This window comes from Nostoc sp. (assembly GCF_036917615.1).
Taxonomy (GTDB): Bacteria; Cyanobacteriota; Cyanobacteriia; order Cyanobacteriales; family Nostocaceae; genus Nostoc.
In genome coordinates, this window is record NZ_JBALCZ010000077.1 from 166,789 (window position 1) to 191,640 (window position 24,852).

General features: G+C 42.1%; 13 protein-coding genes, 1 tRNA gene and 1 pseudogene. 6 read left to right on the plus strand and 9 right to left on the minus strand.

Annotated features, from left to right (window positions below):
- Window positions 1-66 precede the first annotated feature (66 nt).
- The 5 genes from V7K85_RS28200 to V7K85_RS28220 all read left to right on the plus strand — a co-directional run bounded on the left by V7K85_RS28200 (window position 67) and on the right by V7K85_RS28220 (window position 7,518).
- Window positions 67-3,498, plus strand: coding sequence for an nSTAND1 domain-containing NTPase (locus V7K85_RS28200; protein ID WP_334818704.1), 3,432 nt, complete (start codon window positions 67-69; stop codon window positions 3,496-3,498).
- 70 nt (window positions 3,499-3,568) lie between these two features.
- Window positions 3,569-3,772 (plus strand): hypothetical protein, encoded by a 204-nt coding sequence (locus V7K85_RS28205; protein ID WP_334818705.1) that lies wholly within the window; start codon window positions 3,569-3,571, stop codon window positions 3,770-3,772.
- A gap of 562 nt (window positions 3,773-4,334) precedes the next feature.
- Complete coding sequence (locus tag V7K85_RS28210) at window positions 4,335-5,624, plus strand: glucose-1-phosphate adenylyltransferase (RefSeq protein ID WP_334818706.1); 1,290 nt, start codon at window positions 4,335-4,337, stop codon at window positions 5,622-5,624.
- Between the two features lie 205 nt (window positions 5,625-5,829).
- Window positions 5,830-6,399: an AAA family ATPase gene (locus V7K85_RS28215; RefSeq protein WP_334818707.1), complete on the plus strand. Its 570-nt coding sequence runs from the start codon at window positions 5,830-5,832 to the stop codon at window positions 6,397-6,399.
- 117 nt (window positions 6,400-6,516) lie between these two features.
- Window positions 6,517-7,518 carry a DnaJ C-terminal domain-containing protein gene (locus V7K85_RS28220; RefSeq protein WP_334818708.1) on the plus strand — a complete coding sequence of 334 codons (1,002 nt, stop codon included), beginning with the start codon at window positions 6,517-6,519 and terminating at the stop codon, window positions 7,516-7,518.
- Between the two features lie 42 nt (window positions 7,519-7,560).
- Here the strand turns inward: V7K85_RS28220 and V7K85_RS28225 are convergent, their stop codons facing one another.
- From V7K85_RS28225 to V7K85_RS28235, 3 genes are all read right to left on the minus strand, one after another.
- Window positions 7,561-8,226, minus strand: coding sequence for a glutathione S-transferase family protein (locus tag V7K85_RS28225; protein WP_334818733.1), 666 nt, complete (start codon window positions 8,224-8,226; stop codon window positions 7,561-7,563).
- Window positions 8,227-8,283: 57 nt separating this feature from the next.
- Window positions 8,284-8,820 carry a peroxiredoxin family protein gene (locus V7K85_RS28230; RefSeq protein ID WP_334818709.1) on the minus strand — a complete coding sequence of 179 codons (537 nt, stop codon included), beginning with the start codon at window positions 8,818-8,820 and terminating at the stop codon, window positions 8,284-8,286.
- 159 nt (window positions 8,821-8,979) lie between these two features.
- Window positions 8,980-9,591 (minus strand): peroxiredoxin, encoded by a 612-nt coding sequence (locus V7K85_RS28235; protein ID WP_334818710.1) that lies wholly within the window; start codon window positions 9,589-9,591, stop codon window positions 8,980-8,982.
- Window positions 9,592-9,808: 217 nt separating this feature from the next.
- Here V7K85_RS28235 and V7K85_RS28240 point away from each other — a divergent pair, with 217 nt between their 5' ends.
- Window positions 9,809-12,157 (plus strand): amylo-alpha-1,6-glucosidase, encoded by a 2,349-nt coding sequence (locus V7K85_RS28240; protein WP_334818712.1) that lies wholly within the window; start codon window positions 9,809-9,811, stop codon window positions 12,155-12,157.
- 121 nt (window positions 12,158-12,278) lie between these two features.
- Here V7K85_RS28240 and V7K85_RS28245 read toward each other — a convergent pair.
- The 6 genes and pseudogenes from V7K85_RS28245 to V7K85_RS28270 all read right to left on the minus strand — a co-directional run bounded on the left by V7K85_RS28245 (window position 12,279) and on the right by V7K85_RS28270 (window position 23,985).
- Window positions 12,279-12,352: transfer RNA gene (locus tag V7K85_RS28245), tRNA-Met, on the minus strand.
- Between the two features lie 166 nt (window positions 12,353-12,518).
- Window positions 12,519-14,816: a peptidoglycan DD-metalloendopeptidase family protein gene (locus tag V7K85_RS28250; protein ID WP_442940628.1), complete on the minus strand. Its 2,298-nt coding sequence runs from the start codon at window positions 14,814-14,816 to the stop codon at window positions 12,519-12,521.
- Window positions 14,817-15,609: 793 nt separating this feature from the next.
- Window positions 15,610-16,071, minus strand: a complete 462-nt coding sequence (locus tag V7K85_RS28255; protein WP_334818718.1) for a tRNA (cytidine(34)-2'-O)-methyltransferase — start codon at window positions 16,069-16,071, stop codon at window positions 15,610-15,612.
- 436 nt (window positions 16,072-16,507) lie between these two features.
- A complete protein-coding gene (gshA, locus tag V7K85_RS28260; protein WP_334818720.1) occupies window positions 16,508-17,647 on the minus strand; it encodes a glutamate--cysteine ligase in 1,140 nt (379 codons plus the stop codon).
- 580 nt (window positions 17,648-18,227) lie between these two features.
- On the minus strand, window positions 18,228-20,060 hold the full coding sequence (locus V7K85_RS28265; RefSeq protein ID WP_334818721.1) for a hypothetical protein: 1,833 nt from the start codon (window positions 20,058-20,060) through the stop codon (window positions 18,228-18,230).
- A pseudogene (locus tag V7K85_RS28270) lies at window positions 20,038-23,985 on the minus strand (AAA domain-containing protein). The gene V7K85_RS28265 and the pseudogene V7K85_RS28270 overlap by 23 nt, the downstream one beginning before the upstream one ends.
- Window positions 23,986-24,852 lie beyond the last annotated feature (867 nt).

Below are 24,852 nucleotides of genomic sequence, written 5' to 3' on the forward strand. Positions count from 1 at the left end.
TAGTAACACAGCCATTGATTGTGTCTGTCAAGATTATTCCGCATTTACCAACCCAAGGTGTGTTAAATGGCACGATACGCGCTTGTTATTGGCATCGCCGAATATGTCAGCCCATCATTATCGCGTTTGTCGAAGACTACAAATGATGCTGAGGCTGTAGCGCAACTCCTAGAGCAATATGGTGATTTCCAGTCTGTGCAAAGACTACCACAGCGCTGGAATAAAGATAAAAACGGCTATGAAATGGGAGCGCAAAAAGTTACTGGCGCTCAACTTGGGCAAGATTTGAGAACATTCCTGCTAGAGCAAGCAGCTAATAATGAAGCGCTGATTTATTTTAGCGGACACGGTTTTACTATTTCCGACAATTTAGGACAACAAAAGGGATATTTAGCAAGTTCCGATTGTCAGATTGAATTTAAAGAAAACGAAAATGCTGAACAAAAATATGGCATTCCCCTGGATAGTCTTAACGACTTAATTCGAGATTCGCAATTGAGTAGTTTAGTGATGCTCCTCGATTGCTGTCATAGCGGCTATTTCTTAGAAAGACAATTAATAGAAAGAACTCTTAACGCTTTCAGTACACAAAAAGATTATTACTTAATTACAGCTTGTCGCGGCTTTGAACGCGCCGGAGTGATTAAAAGTGAAGAATATAGCATTTTCACAGGTGCAGTTGTTAAGGGATTGGCGGCAGAAAATGCAAGTAGTAGTAGGCGAATAAGTGGCGATCGCTTATTTGATTTTATCAGCAACGAACTTAAAGGTTCTGTACAGGAGCCGATTCGCATGGGTTGGGGACGTTCAATTACTTTAGTGACTTATCCCCAATTAGATATTCCTACAGGCGAAAAAATTATTTTCAATCAGGAAAATCCTTATCGGGGACTTTATGCTTTTGAATCAGAACAAGCGCAATATTTTTGTGGACGAGATGAAGCAGTTCGTACCCTAATTTCGCGTCTAGTAGAGAGTCGATTTTTGGCTGTAATTGGCTATTCAGGTAGTGGTAAATCTTCGTTAGTAAAAGCCGGTTTGTTACCGCAACTGAAAGGCGATCGCCTCCCTGGAAGCAGTGAATGGGAAATTGCATCTTTTACACCAGGAGAGCATCCTTTAGGTAAATTGGTTGATATTTTAGCTCGACAACAGCAGCAAAATCAGCCGCATCTATTATTTATCGATCAATTTGAAGAAATATTTACCCTTTGTCAAGACGATGAGGAACGCAAAACTTTTATCCGCTTAATAGCACAGGAAGTAAATAAGGCTGAGGTAGAAACGCGGATAATTTTGACGATTCGCGGTGATTTCTTAAATCGTTGTGCTGACTATCGAGAAATTATTACTCTTATTAATAATATTCCTCCTACATCATTCATCATCACACCGATGTCTTTTGCTGAGTTAGAAGAAGCAATTGAAAAACCAGCCAAATTACATGGGGTAACATTTGAGCGTGGTTTAGTTTCGCAAATTTCCGCCGATGTAGTCAACCGTCCTGGTGTATTACCTATACTACAATATGCGCTTAAAGAGTTGTGGCGAGTTTGCATTGAAGAACCGGAATCGCCAGAACCACTTTTAACTCGTAAAGGTTATGAGGAAATTGGCGGAGTTAAAGGAGCTTTAGACAAACGAGCGACAATTTTGTATGAAAGTTTAACAACTATAGATCAAGCCTTTGCGCGTTGCTTGTTTATGGAATTAGTGCAATTAGGTGAAGCTGGAGAAGTGACGCGGCGGCGTGCTACCTGGGATAGATTAGAAGTAGTTGCAGATTCTCCACAACAATTGCAAAGGGTTGTAGGATTGCTAGCGGGTTCTCAACAGCGCTTAATTATCACCGACGAAAAGACGGTTGAAGTTGCTCATGAAGCGCTTTTATCTGAGTGGAAATTATTAAATACTTGGATTGCTGAAAATCTGGAGAATATTCGTCTGAGTCGTTCTTTAGAGGAAGATTGTCAGGAATGGCTACAAAGATTTAAGAAATCGGATGATGCACTGTTAGCGGGTGCAAACTTGGCTGTAATTTATGAGTGGATGAATAAGACTCAGCCAAGACTTACGCCATTAGATTCAGAATTTTTGCATAAGAGTTTGGAGAGACGCGATCGCCAAAATCAGGCAGAATTAGAACAAGCCAAAAAACTCCAACGAGAAGCAGAAGCCAAAGCCAAAGCGGAATCACAAAGAACTAGATTTGCGATCGCTTCTGCAACACTTGTAGTCTTATCTCTAGGATTGGGATTTTTTTTTGTATGGCGATTAAGAACAGACAATACAGTCAAAAATACGATAGCTTCTACTGCTTTAACTTCAACACCTAAGCTACTTTTAGATGCAGGTTATCAACTTGAAGCAGTTATAGAAAGTGTTAAAGCACTCAAGCAATTACAAAATATAGGTCTTGAAGATCCTAACACACTCAATAAATTTAAATTAGTAATTGATAAAGTGCAAGAACATAACCGTTTAGAGGGACATACGGATTCTGTTACCAGTGTAAGTGTCAGTCCTACAGAAAACCTTATTGTTTCTGGAAGCAGAGATAAAACTGTGAAAATTTGGAAGTTTAATGGCACTTTAGTTAAAACTATGACACATGATGCTGCTGTCTATAGTGTCAATTTTAGTCCTGACGGTCAGTATATAGTCTCTGTTGGTGCTGATAAAAAAGTGAAACTCTGGAAGAAAGATGGTACTTTCCTGGATTCGGTTACAGAAGAGAAAAATATCTATTTTGTCAATTTTAGTCCTGATAAAGAAATAATTTCTACTGGGGAAGATGGTACTGTAAAGTTATGGAAATATGACTCATCAAAAATTATAAAAAAACCTTATAAAACCATACTAGGAAATGGCAAAGACAAAGTTTGGAGTGCAGAATTTAGTCATAATAATAGTGGTGAAAATATTGTCATTGCCTCCGATGATGGAAACATTAGAATATTCACCAAAAATGGCACTCCTGTTGCTACTTTATCAGGACATATCGCAGCAGTCAATTATGCAAGTTTTGGTCTTAATAACAATGCTATCATTTCCTCTAGCTACGATAATACAGTTAGAATGTGGCGAAGGGAAAATGACAAAAAAACGTGGTCAAATGTGACAATAGTAGAAGCTAATACTGCCTACAAAGTTAAATTTAGCCCAGACTATAAAACGATTGCTGCTACTAATATTGACGGAAATATCCAACTATGGAGAGATGGTCAACTCACTCAACAATATTTTATAGGAAGACACAGAGATAAAATCACAGACTTGAGCTTTAGCAATGATAGTAAATTGATTGTTACTGCTAGTCGTGACAAAACTTTAAGGATATGGAGTTTAGATTCTCAGTCTGAAAATACATCCCAGACAAATACTACTAGTTTATTAAAAAAAGGCTGTAGTTGGCTATGGGAATATTTAAATAATAATGACAAGGCACACCAAAAATATGTTGATGTTCGTCATATTTGTGGAAATGCCAAAAAATAAAAAGATTTAATATGATTAAAATACATAATTTAAGTGTATAATTCTGATGACAAGTATAAGGATTTAAGGCATGAAAAACTTAGAAGCTAATTCCGATAATTCCGAATCCACCCAGTCTCAAAGTCAGGATGCTGGAGGAAAAGGAACCAACTCCCAACAATCTCCATCAGAACCTGGACCTTCTCACACACAACCTGCACCTTCTGACACACCAGAACCTGGACCTTCTCACTCTGGAACAACACATAACAGCCCAAAAAAAGCCGATAAATAGCCGCCTAAGAATCTAAGCAATTCTCAGTGCAGGACTTTGACGCTCGCATAAATGGCAATTATTTCATTAATTAGATTCTTTTCGTACAATTCTTTTTGGAGGGGATTTTATTGCTCAACTGATTTCAAGCGATCGCCTGAATCCATAACCATAACTAGCAAATGGGTTATTAGCAAATAGACCTCTTGCAAAAGTAAAAAAATTAAAAATGTCATTCTGAGCGGAACGCAGTGGACAGAAGAATCTCACTACTCTGTTTAGCTCCGCTCAATATGACAATTTAAGCATTTATGCAAGAGGTCTAATCTCTTTAAACTTATGTTTTTGACCATAACCGGAAATTTAGTTATATCTCTCAACATGAGTGTAGTCTAGCGATCGCACCTCATTTCTTATCCAAATTAATACAAATGTTCTATTTTTTCTCCTTATCAGCCGCACTATCCATCAGCAACAGCATTCTGTAAAATTCATCCCTGAGAATATTTGCTCCCCCCTTACCTGTGGTGGCAGACAGTCCTAAACTGAAGATGAGAGTTGAAAGGCAGTCAGGAGAAATTTGGTGAAGAAAGTATTATCAATCATTCTTGGTGGTGGCGCGGGTACTCGGCTTTACCCCCTAACGAAACTACGCGCTAAACCAGCAGTGCCAGTGGCGGGGAAATACCGCTTAATCGATATCCCTGTAAGTAACTGCATAAATTCCGAAATATTCAAAATCTACGTCCTGACACAATTCAACTCAGCTTCCCTGAATCGTCACATTGCCCGTACCTATAACTTTACTGGCTTCAACGAAGGGTTTGTAGAAGTGTTAGCCGCACAACAAACACCAGAAAACCCAAACTGGTTCCAAGGTACAGCCGATGCTGTACGTCAGTATCTGTGGTTAATGGAAGAATGGGATGTAGAAGAATATCTAATTCTCTCAGGCGATCACCTCTACCGCATGGATTATCGCCAGTTTATCGAGCGTCATAGAGAAACGGGGGCTGATATCACTCTCTCAGTCATCCCCATCGATGAGCGTCGTGCCTCAGATTTTGGCTTGATGAAAATTGACGATTCTGGTAGGGTAATCGATTTTAGCGAAAAACCCAAAGGTGAAGCGTTACTCCAAATGCAAGTTGATACAAGTGTACTAGGATTATCAAAAGAACAAGCCCAGCAACAGCCTTACATCGCCTCAATGGGGATTTATGTCTTTAAAAAAGAGGTTTTGTTCAAGTTGTTAAGAGAAGGTATAGAAAGGACTGATTTCGGCAAAGAAATTATTCCTGATGCCTCTAAAGATTACAACGTTCAAGCTTACCTTTTTGATGACTACTGGGAAGATATTGGAACAATCGAAGCATTTTATCATGCCAATTTAGCCCTGACTCAGCAGCCCCAGCCACCCTTTAGTTTCTATGATGAAAAAGCGCCAATTTATACCCGCGCTCGCTACTTACCTCCAAGTAAACTTTTAGATTGCCAGGTAACAGAATCAATTATCGGCGAAGGTTGCATTTTGAAAAATTGCCGCATTCAACATTCAGTGTTGGGAGTGCGATCGCGGATTGAATCTGGTTGTGTGATCGAAGAGTCCCTACTCATGGGTGCAGATTTTTACCAAGCTTCTGTGGAGCGCCAATCTAACGTAGAAAAAGGTGACATTCCCGTAGGTATTGGTACTGACTCAATTATTCGCGGTGCGATCATCGATAAAAACGCCAGTATCGGTCATGATGTCAAAATTATCAATAAAGATAACGTGCAAGAAGCTGACCGCGAAAGTCAAGGTTTCTACATCCGCAGTGGTATTGTCGTCGTGCTGAAAAATGCTGTAATTCCCGATGGAACGATCATTTAATAGTTAGGAGTCATTCAACTTTGGATTTTAGATTTTTTCTTCAATCCCTTCGGCTTGGTGCAGTCACTCATGGGGGAAACCCCCTTCTCTACGAGACGCCAAGGGCGAACGCGTAGCGTATCGTAGAGAAGACCGCGCTGCTTCACCAAAATCCCAAATTCAAAATCTAAAATTGACAGAGTTAGGAGTTAGGAGTTTGGAGTTAATGACTAAAAATTCTGATTACTTCTCATTCCTCACTTTTAATTCCTCACTCCTAACTTCTCATTCCTCACTTTTATTACTGATTGGTCTTCCAGGTAGCGGTAAGTCAACTTTGGTAAAAAAATTACTGGTAGAATGCTCCCAGATGTCGCTAATTTCTACGGATGCCATCCGGGGGCAACTGTTCGGTTCCCAAGCCGTTCAGGGGCCGTGGCTGCCGATTTGGCACGAAATTGAGCGGCAATTTCAGCAAGCAGTAGCCACAGCTAATACAGCTATTTTCGACGCTACCAATGCCCAGCGCCGCCATCGTCGTGAGGTCATTACTTTAGCCCGTAACTTGGGCTTTACCCACATAAGTGGAATTTGGGTGGATACGCCAGTTTGGCTGTGTTTGGCACGCAATAAAAGGCGATCGCGCCAGGTTCCGGAAGAAATTATTTTGCGGATGCACCGTCAACTCCGGGATGCTCCCCCAAGCTTGGAAGAAGGACTAGACAGCCTGATCCGCTTATCAGAAAAATCGGAGTACGGAAATTGCGATCACTCGGTGAGCGAGAACCACACTTGATTTTCTATATTGTTTGTTAATTTAAAATCAGATTCTTTTGCTTGGCACTATACCTGGCAAACCACAAATCTGTGATCTAAAAAAAACATAACGGGAATTTATATAGGAGGCTGGTAGATGGCTGCAACCGACTTCAAAGACTATTACGCAATTTTGGGAGTAAGTAAGACTGCCAGTCCAGAGGAAATTAAACAAGCCTTTCGTAAACTAGCCCGCAAATATCACCCTGATGTTAATCCAGGCAACAAACAGGCAGAAGCACGCTTCAAAGAAGTTAGCGAAGCCTACGAAGTTGTGTCAGATGCAGATAAGCGCAAAAAGTACGACCAATTCGGTCAATATTGGAAACAAGCTGGTGAAGGTTTCCCATCCGGCGGCGTTGGTGCTGATATGGGTGGCTTTGACTTCAGTCAATACGGCAATTTTGATGAGTTCATCAATGAGTTGCTAGGACGCTTTGGTGGTGCTACGCCTCGTGGTGGACGACAAAGTTACTCTTACCAGCGCACTTCCACAGGTGCGTCAAGTGGTTTTAGCAGCAGCTTTAACGATTTTGGGTTTCAAGATGCAGGTGCGGGTACTACCCAGGATAGTGAAGCTGCAATTACCCTAACTTTTGCTGAAGCATTTAATGGTGTGCAAAAGCGGTTCAGTTTAGGTAACGAAACAATTGATGTTCGTATTCCATCTGGGGCTAAACCTGGTACTCGCCTGCGGGTGCGGGGTAAAGGTCAAATCAACCCGATGACTCAACAAAGAGGGGATTTGTACTTAAAAGTCGAACTTCAGCCGCACTCGTTCTTCCAAATGGAAGGCGATAACTTGGTGTGCGAAGTGGCAATCACACCAGATGAAGCTACCTTAGGAGCGTCTATTGATGTACCCACTCCCGATGGTTCAGTTAATGTCAAGCTACCAGCGGGAGTGCGTTCTGGTCAATCGCTGCGTTTACGTGGCAAAGGTTGGCCCCTTGCCAAGGGGGGACGCGGTGATCAGTTGGTGAAGGTGGCGATCGCACCACCAAAAGACCTCAGCCAACAAGAGCGGGAATATTATGAAAAAATTAGGGCTATACGTACTTATAATCCCCGCAGTCATTTGCAGCAAGTCAGGCTGTGAAAATTTCGGATTTTAGAGACGGTAAATTTACCGTCTCTACATTTAAGTATGAATTTGCTGCGTGTTTCTCGCTACCACGATGGACTTAAGCGCTTCCATTGCCTCTGGTGTAGCCTCGGTAGCTTGCCACGTTTTCCGTGCAGCTAACCGATCGTGCCAAGCATTCAGCTTTGGATAATCACTTAAAGAAATGCCTATTTCCGGCAGCCATATTACTACAGTTCCAGCCACAACCTCAGCTAAAGTTAGGTTTTCACTACCAAAGTAAGGGCGATCGTCAAGTAAATTTTCAAAAAGCTTCACCACTGTTGAAATTTTTTGCTTTGCCTGCTCAATTTTTTCTGGATCTTCTCCAGGTAAGCCTAATATCTGAGGTAAAAATGTGGTGGTTGCTGGCAAAAGCTCATTCATAGTTACCAGTTGTACCATGCGGGCGATCGCTAAATCCTTGGCATCTTTAGGCAACATCGCAGGTGTGGGATATTTTGCCTCTAAATAATCCAGAATTGCCAAAGATTCTATTACATTAAAGCCATCATCCACCAAAGCCGGAATGTGGTGGAAGGGACTAATTGCCAAAAACTCTGGTTTAAATTGCTCTCCATCCAGTTTTATCTCTACCAATTCAAACTCAAGTCCTTTTTCCAGCAGAGTAATCCAGACGCGGCGAGAGTTGGGAGAAATCGACGAATGATAAAGGGTCAGCACCATAAAACCTCACAATTTTATGAGTAGGGTGGGCATTGCCAATTTTACACCTTATACTCAATTGAATTGTTCTAACAAAGTTTCAATGCTAGCATTGTGATCCAAAAAAGAAAATAAATGCCAGTAACGGAGTTTCCCTTCTTTATCTAATACAAACTGGGCTGGCAAAGGTGCTCCTAGTGCTTGTCCTACTTGATAGTTACGAAACACTCGACAACCGGGATCACTTAGCAAGGGCATTTGTAAGCCTAAATCCCTCACAACTATTTGACTCTGCCGTTCATCGGTACTAGTAATCATCAAAACTTCTATACCACGCTTTTTAAATTGCTCGTAGTTCTCCTTTAAAGCTTTGATGTGAGGAAAACAAAAAGGGCAATATTGTTTTTCAGTAAAGATGCGAGTAAAGGCGAGTAACACTGGTTGTTTGCCTTTATAATCAGACAATTTTACTAAAGTACCGTTGGTAATATCTGGCAGTTGAAAATCTGGCGTTCCTACTCCCAATCTGAGTTGATGTGTTGCTGGAACTGGTAAAAAATTGCGGAAGAATCGCTCATTTAATAAGCCACTAAAATCAGTTGAAGTCAGCATAATTTTAACCCTAATTATTTCAATACTATTTTATGAGAAAACCACAGATAGATATGCAGGTTGACACTGTTTAATGTGTATCTCTGTTAATCTGTGGTTATCATTGATTCTGCTCTCAACTCTAATATGGATGGATTAAAGTTTGCTAGGTAGCGAAATCTAGACAGCAGAGAAGTAGACTTTAGACTTCACTGGGTCAGGAACCATTGTCTGATCACCAGGTTGCCAGCCAGCTGGGCAAACTTCGTCGGGGTGAGACTGAACATACTGAATTGCTTGTAATGTCCGCAGGGTTTCATCAACGCTGCGACCAAAAGCTAGGTTGTTGATTGTGGCGTGCTGTATGATACCATCTTTATCGATGATGAACAGACCACGCAAGGCAATGCCTGCTGCTGGGTCAAGCACGTTGTAAGCGCCGCTAATCTCTTTCTTGATGTCAGAGACTAGAGGATAATTCAGGTCGCCGACGCCACCAGACTTACGATCTGTTTGAATCCAAGCGAGGTGGGAGAATTCACTGTCAACGGAAGCCCCAAGGACTTCTGTATTAATTTTATTGAATTCTCCGTAGCGATCGCTAAATGCTGTGATTTCAGTGGGACAAACAAAGGTAAAGTCTAGTGGGTAGAAAAACAGCACGACATACTTACCGCGATAATCGGAAAGTTTGATTGTCTTAAATTCCTGATCTACCACAGCCGTTGCTGCGAAATCGGGAGCTTGTTGACCAACGCGGAGGCATCCTTCGGTTCCGTAAGTGAGGGACATTAACCTAATTCTCCTTTATTTGTTTAGTAGCGTTGGAATTCGGGTCAAGTAAAACTCACCCATCCACGCTCTGACCCTTTCGGGTGACGCTCGAGTACTCGCTAACGCTACGCTAGTGTCAGTCCCCTACAGAGGGAAACCCTCCTTCAGGGCTGACTCACAGTTTAATTACAATCTGTTACGACTATATCATACTCATAACGATTTTGAGTAGCAAATGCTTGATTTAGATACAAGAGAATGGTTGCTTACTAATGGCTTGGGAAGTTTTGCCAGTGGTACGGTTTCTGATGTCCGCACGCGCACTTATCATGGTTGGCTGTTTGCCGCTACAAACCCGCCTTCTGGGCGGACTCTGCTGTTTTCGCACCTAGAAGCTAGCTTGGAAGTATTAGGGAGCGTTGTGGCACTGGGGACAAATTTTTGGGGTAACGGTCAGATTGAGCCGACAGGCTATCAACTGCTACGCGGTTTTGATATTAACCCAGTTCCAAAATGGATTTGGGGTGAAGATAACTGGCAGTTAACTAGACAATTGGTGATGCCCTATGGGTTCGTGGGGACTGGGGAACACGTGGCGCTCTCTATGGATAAGGGGCAATGGGGACTGGGGGGACAAGGGGGACAAGGAGGACAAGGGGGGATAAGCAATGCCCCATGCCCCATGCCCAATGCCCACCCCCAATTTTGCGATCGGATTTTGATCCAGTATCGTTATGAAGGAACTGATACAGCGATTTTACGGCTGCGACTGCTGATAGCAGAACGTGACTTTCACCATCAGCAGACTGCTGGCCCAGAATTATACTTCTCACAATTGCTAGGACAACAGCAAGTCTGTCTGCAAGCAATCAATTCTGGGCATTTCGGCATACCTTGGCACTTGCGCTGGACACAAGGAAATTATCAACCAGACGCAGTTTGGTATTGGCATTATGGATTGCCTGAGGAGACAAAACGGGGATTAGGCGACAAGGAAGACCTCTACAGTCCTGGTTACTTGATAGTCACACTCCAACCAGGAGATGTAGTTACTCTAGAAGCACAAGTAGGTTTTCCCAACCCGTTGCTAGGTGTTCTCACCTCCGAAACCTTTGCAGAAGCCGTAGAGGCAGAGCAAAAACGGCTCTCACAGATTTTTGGATGGGCACAGAGGGGTAGAGGAGCAGAGGAGCAGGAGAATAATTACCAATGCCCAATACCTAATACCCAATATCTGCCCAATGACGCCAGTTGCTACCCTGCGGGTTCTCCAAAGGATTACAACGGAGGCAACTTTCGCAACGCACTGGCTCCCCAATGCCCAATCACCCCACTTGCTTCTCCAGTCGAAGACGCTGCGCGTAGCTTGCTTCCACCTAGTAGTACAAGTTTCTTAACCCCTCTAACGCAGTGGCTCCCCCATGCCCACTCCCCAATTTTGCAACAACTACTCAAAGCAAGCGATCAGTTTATCGTCTATCGAGCCTCAATTGCTGGTTCCACGGTCATTGCTGGTTATCACTGGTTTAATGACTGGGGACGCGACACATTAATCGCCTTACCGGGGTTGGCACTAGTTCCACAACGCTTTGACCTGGCAAAAGGAGTATTGCGAACTTTTGGGCATTATTGTCGCCACGGTTTGATTCCGAATGTATTTCCTGATGTTAATGGTGAACCAATTTATAACAGTATAGATGCGGCATTGTGGTGGATTGAAACTTTAGGACTTTATTTAGAAGCCACCCAAGACTGGGAATTTTTGGCAGAGCAATTCCCCGTAGTACAGCAAATTTACAAAGCATTTGTCGGTGGTACACATTTCAATATTCAGGTTGATGCTACTGATGGGCTTGTTAGTTGGGATGCTCGTGGTGTAGCCCTCACCTGGATGGATGTGGTAATTGGGTCATATCCCGTCACTCCCCGTCACGGTAAGCCAGTGGAAATCAATGCGCTGTGGTATTCTGCTTTATGTTGGCTGAGTCAGTGGGCAGAACGATTGAGCCAGCTTGAGTATGGTTCGCCAGTGCGTCTGACTAAGCAAGCACAGCGTTATGCTCAACAAGCACAACACGTTAAAACCTCGCTGCAAAAGTTCTGGAATCCTCAGCTAGGTTATCTGTACGATACTATTGAGCCGGACGATCGCCGGAATTTTCAAATTCGTCCCAATGCCGTTTTGGCGCTGTCGCTGCACCATTGTGGGTTTTCTGAGCAGCAAGGGTGTCAGATATTAGATTTGGCAACTACGAGCTTGCTTACCCCCTATGGTCTTCGCAGTCTCGATCCAGGAGATCCTGAATACAAAGGGAAATACCAGGGCAACCAAGAGCAACGCGATCACGCTTATCACCAAGGCACTGTTTGGGCTTGGCTAATTGGCCCATATATTCGTGCTTGGCAACGTTTTTATCCACAACAATCGCTGCCTTTTGATTGGCAACCCCTGCTAGATCATTTCCTATTTGACGCTTGTCTTGGTTCTATTTCTGAGATTTTTGATGGCGATCTACCTCACACACCCAGAGGAGCGATCGCTCAAGCTTGGTCAATTGCCGAAGTAATCCGCCACATTAAATAGTGCTGAGTATTTATTAATAGATGACTTCTAAATTTAGACTAAAAACTCTCTCTTACAAAGCAATGAAAGTTATTTAAAACTTACTCTATAGCTCACAATTCACTACTTATAACTTTTAAAGTGGCTCAGGTCGGAGTTGAACCAACGACCCCAGGCTTATGAGTCCCGTGCTCTAACCAACTGAGCTACTGAGCCAGATTTATCAAATCATTAACTAATATAGCATACAAATTTGCTGAAGACTAGCCCCTTTAGCAATTTTGTTAGAACTTCTATCCCTGTTGAGGTCATAGAAAGCAAAAGAGGGAGGTAAACTCCCTCAACTAACAAGGCAATGATTTAGTTACAGACTACTCAAGAATTACAGGCGATTTGGTAGGAAGGCTATTGGGTTAACAGCACCCTTACCTGGTGGATGGATTTCAAAGTGGCTGTGTGGGCCAGTGCTGTGACCAGTGCTACCCATTAAAGCAATTGTTTCTCCTTGATGCACCAACTGACCAGGTTGCACCAGAATCTTGCTGTTATGACCATAGCGAGTCATGCTGCCATCGGGATGACGAATATCGACGAGGTTGCCATAACCACCATTATTCCAGCCAGCTTTTTCTATCGTACCCTCAGCTGAGGCAACAACTGGCGTGCCAGTAGAGTTAGCAACGTCAATTCCTTTGTGCAATCTACCCCAGCGCCAGCCAAAGCCAGAGGTGAGAGTACCCTTTGCCGGCCATGTGTAAGCTATGGATGAGCTACTAGATGGAGGGGGTATAGTTTCATCAATTGCTCTGGGCAGATATTGATCGACTGCTGCCAAAGGTGGTATCCGCATCTGTGGAGAAACTGTAGTTCCCCGCATCTTTCCTAAGGAGTCAGAGGCATTTATTCTCCCAGCAGGCGTTGCAACCTTTCGGCCAGATGGATTGCCAGAGGGAGTCCACTGACTAGCAGAGCCTAGATTGGGCAAGAAATCTGGATTTACTGGCTCGTTAGCCGGTATAATAGCACTGAATTGGGGCTTAATTGGCTGAACGCTATAGCTAGCTCTAATAGGTGTAGGAACTGGAATTTGTATCGCTACACTATTCGATCGAGACGCGGGGTTGGGTACAGTGAAATTATTGGGGGTAGAAATAGGTGTGAGCATCGCAGCATTATTAGTTTCGGTAGCTGCTGGCACAACTAAGTTACCAGACTGTTGAGCGCGATATTTATGCTGTAACCTCTGGATTTCCGCTTGTAAGCCCCGCAAACGGTCGTTATTGTTATTGTTTACCCTTGCGACCCTATTTGTTGGTGTTTTAGGCTGTTGGATTTCGATAAAAGCTGTTGGCACTGGACTTTCACCACCGACGCCATAAGAACTAGCCGTGGGGGGGGCTGTATCTAAGTTAGTCGCACTATTTGCCTGAACTTGAACAGTTATCGGTGTAGGGACGGCAACGCTACTGTTGTCGGCAATAGTTGGTGATTGTGAAGTAGGTAGATATGAGTTGGCACTACCAATGTTCACACGGGAGGTGGCAACATGAGGAGTTTTGCTGGACTCTACAAAAGTGGGCTTAGTCGCTACAGTTGCCTCAACTTGAACAGCAGGAATAATCAGTTTTTGACTAATTTGCAGCTGATTTGGATTATTGAGGTTATTTGCCTTAACTAATTCTGATACTGAAGTATTGTATCTGCTGGCGATCGCTGCTAGTGTATCTCCAGGCTTAACTTCGTAGGCTGTATGAGTCGAGGACGCAATAATTGTTGGTCTAGCTGGTACTGGTAGAAATGCAGTCGTCTGTGTCTTGTGTTTTAACCTTGATATCAGCTTTGCTCTGCTTGCATCACTAGAAGTGTCCGACTGGGCTAATACGGTCTTCTCAATTACAGCTGTCGGCTGCGCCAACTCTATATCAGCTTGTAATAAATTTTTGGTCTCCCCAGACCGCAACTCCGCCAGACTCTTTCTTAAACGGTTCGATTTTTCTTGTAAGCGATTCAGTGCGAACTCTTGTTGCGCTTTAAGTTGTGCATTTATTTCACTGTTGGCTGCGCCAGATGTTGCCACTGTTTGTGGCTGGGCACTTAGTGATGCATTTGTACTACCAACACCATCAGCACTATAGTCAGACAGATTATTGACTGTTGGGAAACTAGTTTCGGCTAAGGTTTTGTTCAATCCCTGTGCCACTTGGGGCTTCAGGTAGGTGGAATTTTTATAACCTGCTGCTGCTTGAGAAAATGTATTTGATGCCGGAACTGGCAAAGACATTCCATTTGCCGCAACTTGCCATTTAGCTTCAAGCCCAGGCACTTGTGAGACTGCCGTTGGTTCCACGATCACAGGATTTTCCGGCACGCTCGCTGATGAGACTGCTTGGGACTCCAGCTTTGTGGAGGTGAATTTCACCTCAGTGTCACGAATAGCAGGAATCGTTGACGTTGCCTTTTGGCTGCCGACAGGCACCGCTGCTTGGGCTTGATCGCTTTGCCGAGTCACCAAAAGGCTGGTTGCTCCCATAGAGATTGCCAAGCCAATCATGGCAGCTTTTGTCCGCACCCGGTGGTTAACTTTTGGATTGATCACATTTAGCAGTTCTACCGGGGCATCATCGCTGCTGGGGTTATTGTTCAACACAGCTTTTACTCTCTTTTTCAATGCTCGTTTCAAAGACGACCTCCTATGATCACTAGCGCTTAACTGACCTCGATTTTTCAGTTGGATACTAGTCAATGATTTAGATCACAACGAACGATAGATCAAGATCACATTCACCAGAGATGCTTACGCAAGATTAACCCGCTTCTCTGATTTAGACAAGTTCACACGTGTGAGCAAAACTTAAAATTTGCTGTGTTTACTTGTCCGAACCACTCCTAACACCACTTAGGACGTTTTACTCTTTACCATTGTCCGCGCTTGTCTTGCGTCAATCGCGGGGACTGGACAAACTATTTGCCAAGTCCATAGTCGCTGCTGAGAATTAAATTGCTGCGACTTCTGGAAAAGTGATGCCCCTACTGTAGATATCTTCAAGATATTTCTACCCAATCCGTCTTCTCAACACGAGACTTTACGTTGATTATTCCTTAAAAAACAACCGTATGAATTATCCGTTACTTTTGGGCTGCTTTCTGGCGTTCATCGAGCTAAAATAGCTCAAATGTAAAACATGACTAGGTTGTAGCACTTTTGTTCCCTAGTTTAGGATGTTTCAAATTCATCAAAATCTATCATTCAAATTTGGCAATATCCGAAGTTTCATATACAAATTTCTTATAATAACCTCCCCTCGCTTGTAAGTATCTTCCACTACAATTTACAAATAAACCCAATTTTAAGTATATTGTTTTACATATTATTGCGGTAACCAAGAAAATTTTTGCAGCCATAAATAACTTGTCTCAGTAGATTCATGAACATATATTTAAGTATATTTACTTAAATATATAAAGGTAAACAACTATTGTAAATAGCCTAACTGACGACGGGTTTCAAATAAGCTAATTGCCACACTCACTGACAGATTCAAGCTGCGAACCCCCGGTTGGCTCATGGGAATATACAGGGTAGCATCGCAATCTGACAGAATTACTGGTGGTAAACCAGTGGTTTCACTACCAAACAGTAGCCAATCATCAGCTTGAAACTGAAAGTTTATATAATTACAATTTCCACGAACCGTATAACCCAACCATCTGCCTCCACGCTCCTGATGTACGGTTTTAAAAGCTTCTAACGATTCGTGATAGTGTAGCTTGACATAAGGCCAGTAATCTAACCCAGCTCTTTTAAGGTAGCGATCGCTAATTTCAAACCCTAAAGGTCCCACCAAATGCAACTCCGTACCCGTAGCTGCACAAGTACGAGCAATATTACCTGTATTAGGAGGGATTTGTGGGTTAATTAAAACTACCTGAGGCATTGTCCGTATAATCTACGTATTGTATAAAAAAATCTCTTGTAAACGTTGAATCTACCAAAAGGCAGAGGCTATTCATAGGTTTTGTTAATAATAATCAAGTATCCTCGATTGATTAGATTTTTAAAATGAAGGACAAACCCTCCCAGAACACTACCTGAGAGGATGTTTGGTTAAAATCAAAGAATATTAAGTTTTATCTAGAATAAAGTAAGTACTTGTGTCTTTTAGCATTAGTAGTGTCTCCAAGAAAATCTACATTTGTGTGAAGACAGGAGATGCGGACAGGGATTAGAGACTGGGGACTAGGGGAGAAGAGTTTTCCCTGAACACCTTGCACCCCTGCCTGTTTTCCCATACCCGATGCTCAATGACGCCACTTGCTTTAAGTCAGGCACGCAAGGGCGCAGTGGCTCCCCAATGCCCTCTGCCTCTTATGTTAAGCCAGCAGGGACGAACACAATTTGTTTTCGAGTTCGATTTCGCGCTCTTGGATGGCGACAATAGCCTGAGTGATGACGCACTGGCTGTCAAAACCGACTGAGTGTAATTGCAACCACTGTTGAGCTTCATTGCCTTCGCGGAGGATTTTGTGCAAAGGGGAAAGGAAACAGCCAAAGCCTCGTTGTTTAGCGATCGCCCAAACATCTTGGTAAATTTCAGAAATCCAATCTCTGGCGAGGATGCTTCTGCCATCTTGCCAATGCCTTAGTTGAGCATCGAGACTACCAGCAGCAGCAGCAGCTTCGTTGTCAGCAGTCAGGGTGACGAGTTCTTCAGCAGAGAAGGTGCTTTGGGTTAACGGATCGATGCTGGGATTTTCGATTACTTGCAACAAACGCGCTTCTAATAAGGCTGTGATTGCCAGCAAGGCAATGGGATCTGTGACTAAATCACAAATTCGCAATTCTAAGCGATTCAAGTCATAGGGACGGCGATCGCCATTTGGTCGCACCGATACCCATAAATGCCGCACGTTTTGCATAGTTCCTGCAACGAGTTGATCTTCCACCCACTGGATATGATCGGCGTGGCTGGCAAATAATGGCACATGGCTAGGCGTTTGCGGGAAGACGCCCCAACGGGTGGAGTGATAGCCAGTAGTTTTGCCATCCAAGAAGGGAGATGAGGCACTGAGGGCGAGAAATAGAGGTGCTTCCATACGGATTACCCGACACGCCCGCATTAACAGTTCCGGGTCGCTGATGCCTACATTGATATGTACGCTGGCGGTGACTACTTTCGTCCCGTAGGTGTTCTCAATGTAGTCATGATAGGGGTTTGCTGGATCGGAACGCAGAAAGCGATCGCCCCCACCCAAAGATAAAGTACTCCCCGGTATCAGGGTGTAATCGCCCAAGCGATTGAGGTAGTTTCGCAACTCTCGCCGGGGACGCAGCAAGGCACACAATAAATTCTCGTAATTAGGGGATGGTTCGGTTATGTATTCGACATTGCGGCTATCTGGCTCTCGCATAAATCCATCCAAAGCTGCAACAATTTTGTCGGAGAGACCGACGATTTCACCTTGAGGCGTGCCAGTGTAAATCTCAATCTCAAAGCCTTTTAATAAGACCACCTTGTTCTCCTCGGCTCTGTCTGCCTATAAATTGTATCGAAGAAGACGAATCTTTGGATCTATACTTTAAGTCAATCAAAGGTTAAGAATCATTGAATTGCCAACTCATACCAAATCAGAACGACAGATTTCTTGGTTGTCCTTCGGAAAATTATTAATACTTAAGTATGAAAAATATCCTAATTATGATTTACGCTCTGTACAAATAGACATTATGTATGTTAGGAAAATTCGGTCGTTTTAGACAGTTGACGTAGACCAAAGACACTCCGTTCTATGGGTTTTTTATTAGACATCGCGTACTACTTTCAAAGAGTAATATATAACTTTAGATAGATATTTGCTTTGCGTGTATACGACTAAAGTATTAATATTCGAGTAGTGCAGCAAATATGCTGTTACCAGCATTATTTACAATCTATGCATTTTCTCTAAGCGTTTGACAATGTGTGCAAAACTCAGGTTCAAAGATTAAGGACAAGGAGGTTCCTATCTTTTAGGGAGGTAGCTGAAGAAATAACTATAGATAACTCCAATAGTAAAATCTTTTAGTGTAATGCTGGATATCTCTGCTATTAAGTTATGTATGTTGGAATATAAAATCATTAGGTAAATCACTCTCTTGAACAATATTGAGACGTAGAAACTGCGCCCAGACTTCATCACTAAGTAAGTTTAAAGCAGTTTGAGGACTGTTAGTAGCGATCGCGCCGATAACTTTACGCCATCCCTGTTGCAATAAATCAATAAAAGCCTCTTCAAGAGAAACTTGACTCAGCAACAAAAGTGCCGTTTTAAAAATTGCTGAATCAGCTTGTATATTTTTCGACCTTAACCCTTGAAGTGCTACATTCAACCAAACAGGCAGAAGTTCCAGCCAATTGTTTTGCTGTATCTGTTTGAGTGCAATATCTTCCATACCTAGCGCACCCCAAATGCACAAAGACTCTATAGCAAGTTGAAAATCACGGTTTTTTAGAGCATTTCCCCATAATTTTTGAGCGTGATTTTGGAAGCGATTAGCGATAAATTCATAGGCTTCCTTTACTTGATGGGTAATTGTAACTTTATAAACTGACTCACCGCTTGGTAGGTAGTCACCGCGATAAGATAGCCAGTTATGAGACCCACAAAGATGAATTTTTTGATCAACTATTACTTCTTTAACATGGGAATCTCCTAACCAAAAAACCTGTATAGATGGTAAACCATCAGGTGTTTTTACCGCTCGAAGTTTTTTCTCTACTTCTGGTGCAATTGGTTTTTCTTCATCTTCTTGTCGCCGCGAAATTCCATGTCCAATTAAAATCCAAACACCAGCATTAGCTAATTTCTGTAACAGAGTTAGAAAATTTTCATTTACAACTGCCTGATTCACCCAAGCAGAATATATTACAACCTGACATTTAGCCGAATTTAAAACTTCTAGAAAAGCTTGAGCAATTTGTCCATCGCGTAACTGCAATACTTCACCTTTCACTGTAGAATTATTTAATTTCACCCTGGTTTTTGTAGTAGTTTCTAGCGCCTTTTGCCGAATACTTTCGACCCGAGCTTCTATTTCAGTGTTTTTTTGCTTGAGAATGGCTTCACGTTCAAAATTGATGGTTTCGGTTGACAATTTACATAATGCTTGCAAAGATATTTTGCCTTCAGCGTGTAGCACTTCTAACCAATTTGATGCTGACTCTAATATTTGCTTTCCATTTCTTATTTGGATGCTCAATTTATCTTCAAGGGCATCATAGATAACAAAAAGCGATATCTTCCTCCAAATTTTTTGAGTCGAAGCTATTACCTTACACGAAGTGACGATTTTTCCCTCTTCTGGCACATGAAGTGCTAAACCTGAAGCCTGAATACTTTTTTGTATTTCCTCAAGGGGTAAGGAAGAAATATCAGCAATTGTATTATCAATAGTTATAAAGTCTGCTAAGTCAGGCAAATTTATCACTGTCTCATTTAAGGATTCAGATTGAAAGGTAATTTTGTCGCTTAAAGGGTCTGTAATAGTATTAAGCTGTACAGGATATGGCGGCTGTGGTACAGACCCTTTTTCATAGAATGAACGCCCTTCAGGAGTGACTATAATTGGCGATGTTGCTGATAGAGTTTGTAATGAACGAAGAGTTGCAGTAGTAGTTTGGATAAATACAGAATCAAGCCCAAGTACAGAGGCTAATTCATCTTCAGTTGGCGGAGGTTGAAATTCAATGGCAGCGCGGATAATAAATTCTTCGAGTACGTTAAATTGGCGGGCTTCTTTGATGTTGAGTTCTACCGGAGTTTGACGCAAGCTATAACGAAATTGACGCGCTGCTAAAACTGATAAACTAGAACTTTGCGTTTCAATTTCGTCTACCAAATTCTTAAGATTGTCATCAATAGGTTTAGCTGAAGAAGCGAGAAACATCAATAAAACCTCCATGTAGACGCACGATGTTTGAAATATTGGAGTACATACTCCCGACTTGTCCACGCTGCTGGGTGAATAGCGAATGACAACCCACAATTACTAATAGTTCTTGAGCGCGAGAAAATGCAACATTTACCCGTTCTGGCTTTTTGGCAAATTCTACATCTTTTCTACTATTATTGCGTACCATACTAACAATTACAACAGGTCGTTCCATCCCTTGAAATCGGTCTACTGTGCCAGTAGTGATTTGCAACGATGGGAAAAGTTCAGATTGCAGGCGTTCATCAATTTTTCTGAGTTGAGCGCCATAAAACGTAATCACGGCGATTTCTTTTTTTGGTTCACCCTTAGCAACTCTAGAAGCCCAAGTAGTCTCAAACTACTTACACAAAATTTCAATGGCATTAATTTCTGGAATATTATAGAATGAAGTTCCTGTACGTTTCTCTTGAAATTCATTACCTCCAGGCGTTTTTACCCAGATAAGATGCTTAGATTCTTCGATGATTTCGCCTGCTAAATTATGTGCGCGTTTTGTATCCGGCTGTAAAATACCACATTCTAGTTTACCATTATAAAACTGATTGATTGCCCCCATAATTATCGGGTGCATTCGATATTGAATATTTAACATTTTTTTGATGCTATCATTAGCAGTTTCAAACTGAATTTTGAACAGTGACTCTTGCAATAATTCTAGTTCTGTATTTGTGCTGCCAATCTCTTGAGAAACTTCTTCTAAAGTATTGGTATTAAGCATGGGTGGTAATTGTTGATGGTCGCCTACCATGACTAACTTTTTGCCTTTCAAAGCTGGGATTAATAACTCTGGAGGAGTACATTTACTTACTTCATCAATAATGACAACATCAAAGTATTTGAATTCTTGTGAAAAATCGTAATTTGCGGCTTGAACACAAGTGATACCAATGACGTTGGCATTATCTAGATAAATCCGCCTTAAATCAGTACGACCGCCTTGTGTTGGCTGTCTTAATTTTCCTATCCAATCTTGGACAAAGTGCTGATATCGATTGAGATAAATTTCTTCATTTTGGAGTTGCTGTTGCGAAGATTCAAACTGAGTCTTGATATTGCGTAACGATTTCAGATTAAACAAGTCTGTAGAATCGACTTCAGGCTTGAATTTACTAGGAATAGCTTCCCAAATTGACTGCCACCAAATTCGCTCATTTGAGATATATTCTAATTGCTGCTGTAAATGCTCAACAATTTTCTGGATTTTGCTTTGAATCTCTAGAAATTTGCTTTTGTAAGTTTCAGTTGTTGTCTGCAAGCTATAAATGCGAATTACCAGCAGGTCTTTGATAGTCGAAAGTGTAGCAAAAGGATCGATTAAGGAAATCAAACTATCAAGTTGTTTTAGCTGATTTTCCCAAATCCGTATTTTTGCTGTAAATTGTGGGGATTCAGTCAGAATATTTGAGGAATTATTAAGGCATCGTTGCACTAAAAGTCTTAATTCATTCGGTAAGTGGGGAAAGGATGAAAGTTCTTGCAAGAGTGCGATCGCTCTTTTAAACTTGAAGTCCGATTTACTGCAAAAAATTTCTAGCTGTTCTTGATTAGCAAATATTTTTTGCTGTTCAGAAACCGCCAACATCATCTGTTTATTTAATTGATCCTCAAGCTGCGTTCGGTCTTCTTCTGTTTCAGTCTGTAATTGGTTCAGCCATGTACGCATACTTGTAACTATGCCATTGACTACCTCCTCTGTAATTTGGGAGATAGCCGATTCACTCTCAACAGGTTGAACTCTTTGACGTATAATCTGGGCTTGTCTCCTAATAGCCTCAAGAGTTACCGCCGCGCTATAACGGCGGCTATATGGACGTAACTTTTGAGCTATGGAATCCAAACTTGGCTGGTTGACAGCAACCGCAAGTATCCATTCGATAATCCGACCCCAGCTCCCTAGTGGTTTCTCAATGTCATCAATGCTATTTTGTGCTAGTTGCTTCAGCTTTATAAGAGATTCCACAGGGTCTAACGCTTGATTAACGCTAACCTGGGAAATAGCAGCTTCATTAATTGAGTGATTACCTAGTATATTTCGTCCCTGCACAAGTAAATCTCTGATTTCAGTGACTCGACTACATACTCTATCCCATTGGCGGTATTTTTGAATTAATTCATTGACTTTCAACTGACACTGATCAATACTCTGTTGCCAGGGTACATATTGATCTGCGATCGTCATGCTTCCTAATCCCGAAGGTAATGAGATTAAGTCAACTGTAAAGTCTTGACGATTTTGCAAGCAGTGTTTCAATAGATTGAAGATATTTAAATTAGCTGTAGACAGCCATATATCAAGGTCATTTTTTGTGAAACCGATCTTAGATTCACGGTTGTGTAGATCCCTAATTCTTGATTTTAAGCTTTGCTGGTTAGCAAGCAATTGTTGGTAATTTGAATTTAGGGAAGCAAGAAATTCTGAATTTTGTGTGTAAGTCTGTGCAGCTAACTCCGCTTCGGTCATTGCCATAGCTATATTACTAGCGTAGGCTAATGCTGTGCGAATTTCAGTAATCCAAGAAGCTACAGTATTTTGCAACCAGGCGGCTAAAGCAAATAAGCTGTAATTTGGGCGAACCATACCAAGTTCAGAAGCCAAATCAATTGCTAATTTAATATTTGCAGCAAAGTCTCGCAAGGAAGCGTCTGTAGATGTGTATTTATTCAGACCCGTCCATAAATTAAGAAGTGTTGGATCTTGCCAGTCTACTGAAGGTGCTTGATTCAACAACTCCTCCAAAGCAGTTTTCAGAGATTCGACCTCGGCTAGTTGGGATGCGGCTTGATTGTATTCATTTTTTTGGGTCGTACAAGCTGACTCTAAATTTGCTTTACGCATCTGTAATAAATTCTGCTCTCCCTTAAATACTTCTTCTACTTTCAGATATGCTGTGAATCGTTGTGATGCTGCCAGCAATTGACGTAAAACTTTTACATTATCGAGGCGTTGAGCAAGATTTTTTTCGCAGTCAATAGCAGTATTTTCTAACCATGTGTCAATCACTTGATCTTCTAGAAATGGCTGTCCTTGTACCCCAACTCTTCCGGCGTTTCCCTTTCGCACAGCCCGGATTACAGGGTTATGAACTAATCGACTCAGGACATTATCTACTGCTAAATTGGCTTGAGAAGTTATTAGAGTACGTCCACCCCGTAGAGCAACTTGATAGCAAATTTCGGCAATTACGGTAGTTTTACCAGTGCCTGGTGGCCCTTGAATTAGAACTAAATCTTCAGCTGCAAGTACCTTTTCTACTGCTGCTTTCTGGCTAGGATTAGCAGAGGATAATAACAAATCTTCTGATCGCAATTCGACGGTTTTTTGTATAGGTCTTGCTTGGGAAGCGTCGAATAAAAACTTTCCCAAATAGGGATTTTGGGTATGTCCCTGTTTTAATTGTCTCAAGGCTGCTTTTTTGCGTTGAATCTGTTGGATGTCACCAACTGCCTCGAAAAACAAAAATCCGGTAGCTGGTAGCTGATAATGCCCTGCTGCCATGTAGTCAGCTAAATCGCGTTCTAGCCTCACGCGGATAATGCAACTGTTTGGGAGAACTTCTTCAATAATTCCTAATTGGCTGTTGCGCCAGTTTTGTCCTTTGGGAGTAGTCTCGAATAGCTTAACCTCTTCATTTTTTGCTCGTTTTACCCGTTCCCAGAAGTTTTCCACAGCCAAGGAATTTTCATCAGAACCGTCAAGAGTAGCTGAGGTTACGTCAATCTCAAAAGTGATCCGTCTTCCGAAGGCATTATGACTGAAAAAAGGTACACAAAATTGGCGTGCTTTAGCGATTTTTTCCTCAATCTGTAAAAATACTTCCCAAATTCGCAGATGATCTTCTGTAGGCAAATGGTCGCCGCATATAGGCATAGCTGCCATCCGTGCCAATGCCGTTGACGGAATATCGATACGATACTGATGATTAGGCAGCAACCGTAAATGATAAGGTACAGTATAGCCATCAGCATTTCCCTGTGAAAGTTCTAGCAACTTAGCAGATAGTACCTTTAAACCGCCCCTTCCATCTTGTTCTACAACTGCTATGAATCCTAGTGTTTTTCCTAGCTTGTCAAGTCTTGCAGGTAATTGAAAATTATTCTGATCTGTTGCTATGGTTAAATCCCAAATTTCTTCTCCAGGATTTTGCCCCGTACCCTTGCGGCGTACATAGACTAGGCGAGGCTCTTGACCTAGTAAATCAAATATTAACTCGTTAGCACGCTCTTGTCGCTGCCAAGGTTCACGATATGATTCAAGGGCTACTTGACTTTCAAAATTGCTGATTAAACTATTAATTGCCGAAGAACCTAAGAAGACATAGCCCCATTTTTCCGAACCTGTTTTAATATTTAAGCAACTTGCTTGGAAAGATGTAGTAACGGATGGTTCTGGCGTTTGAGAGAGACGATTTGTTAAGATTTCGGGTTGATGAATTTCAAAAGTTTGTTGTTTGTGAAGGGGAGCAAGCCGATTTGGAGATATAGTCTTTGGTGAATTTGGTTGATGACTGGTTATAGCTAATTCCTGTTGTATCCCATTTGTAGATGCAAATTTTTTAGCAGCCAAACGGATTCGTCCTGCATCAAATTCTGAAATATTGCTACTATCACTTTTGACTACAATCTTGAGTTTGTCGCAAATTGCTAGTAACTCTGGTTGAGTCGATGGGGGATATTATTCCCCGCACCTCTCAGTTAGATCCGTGCGTACCCGTTTCCGTGTACACGGCTCCCGATGTTCTTAGCT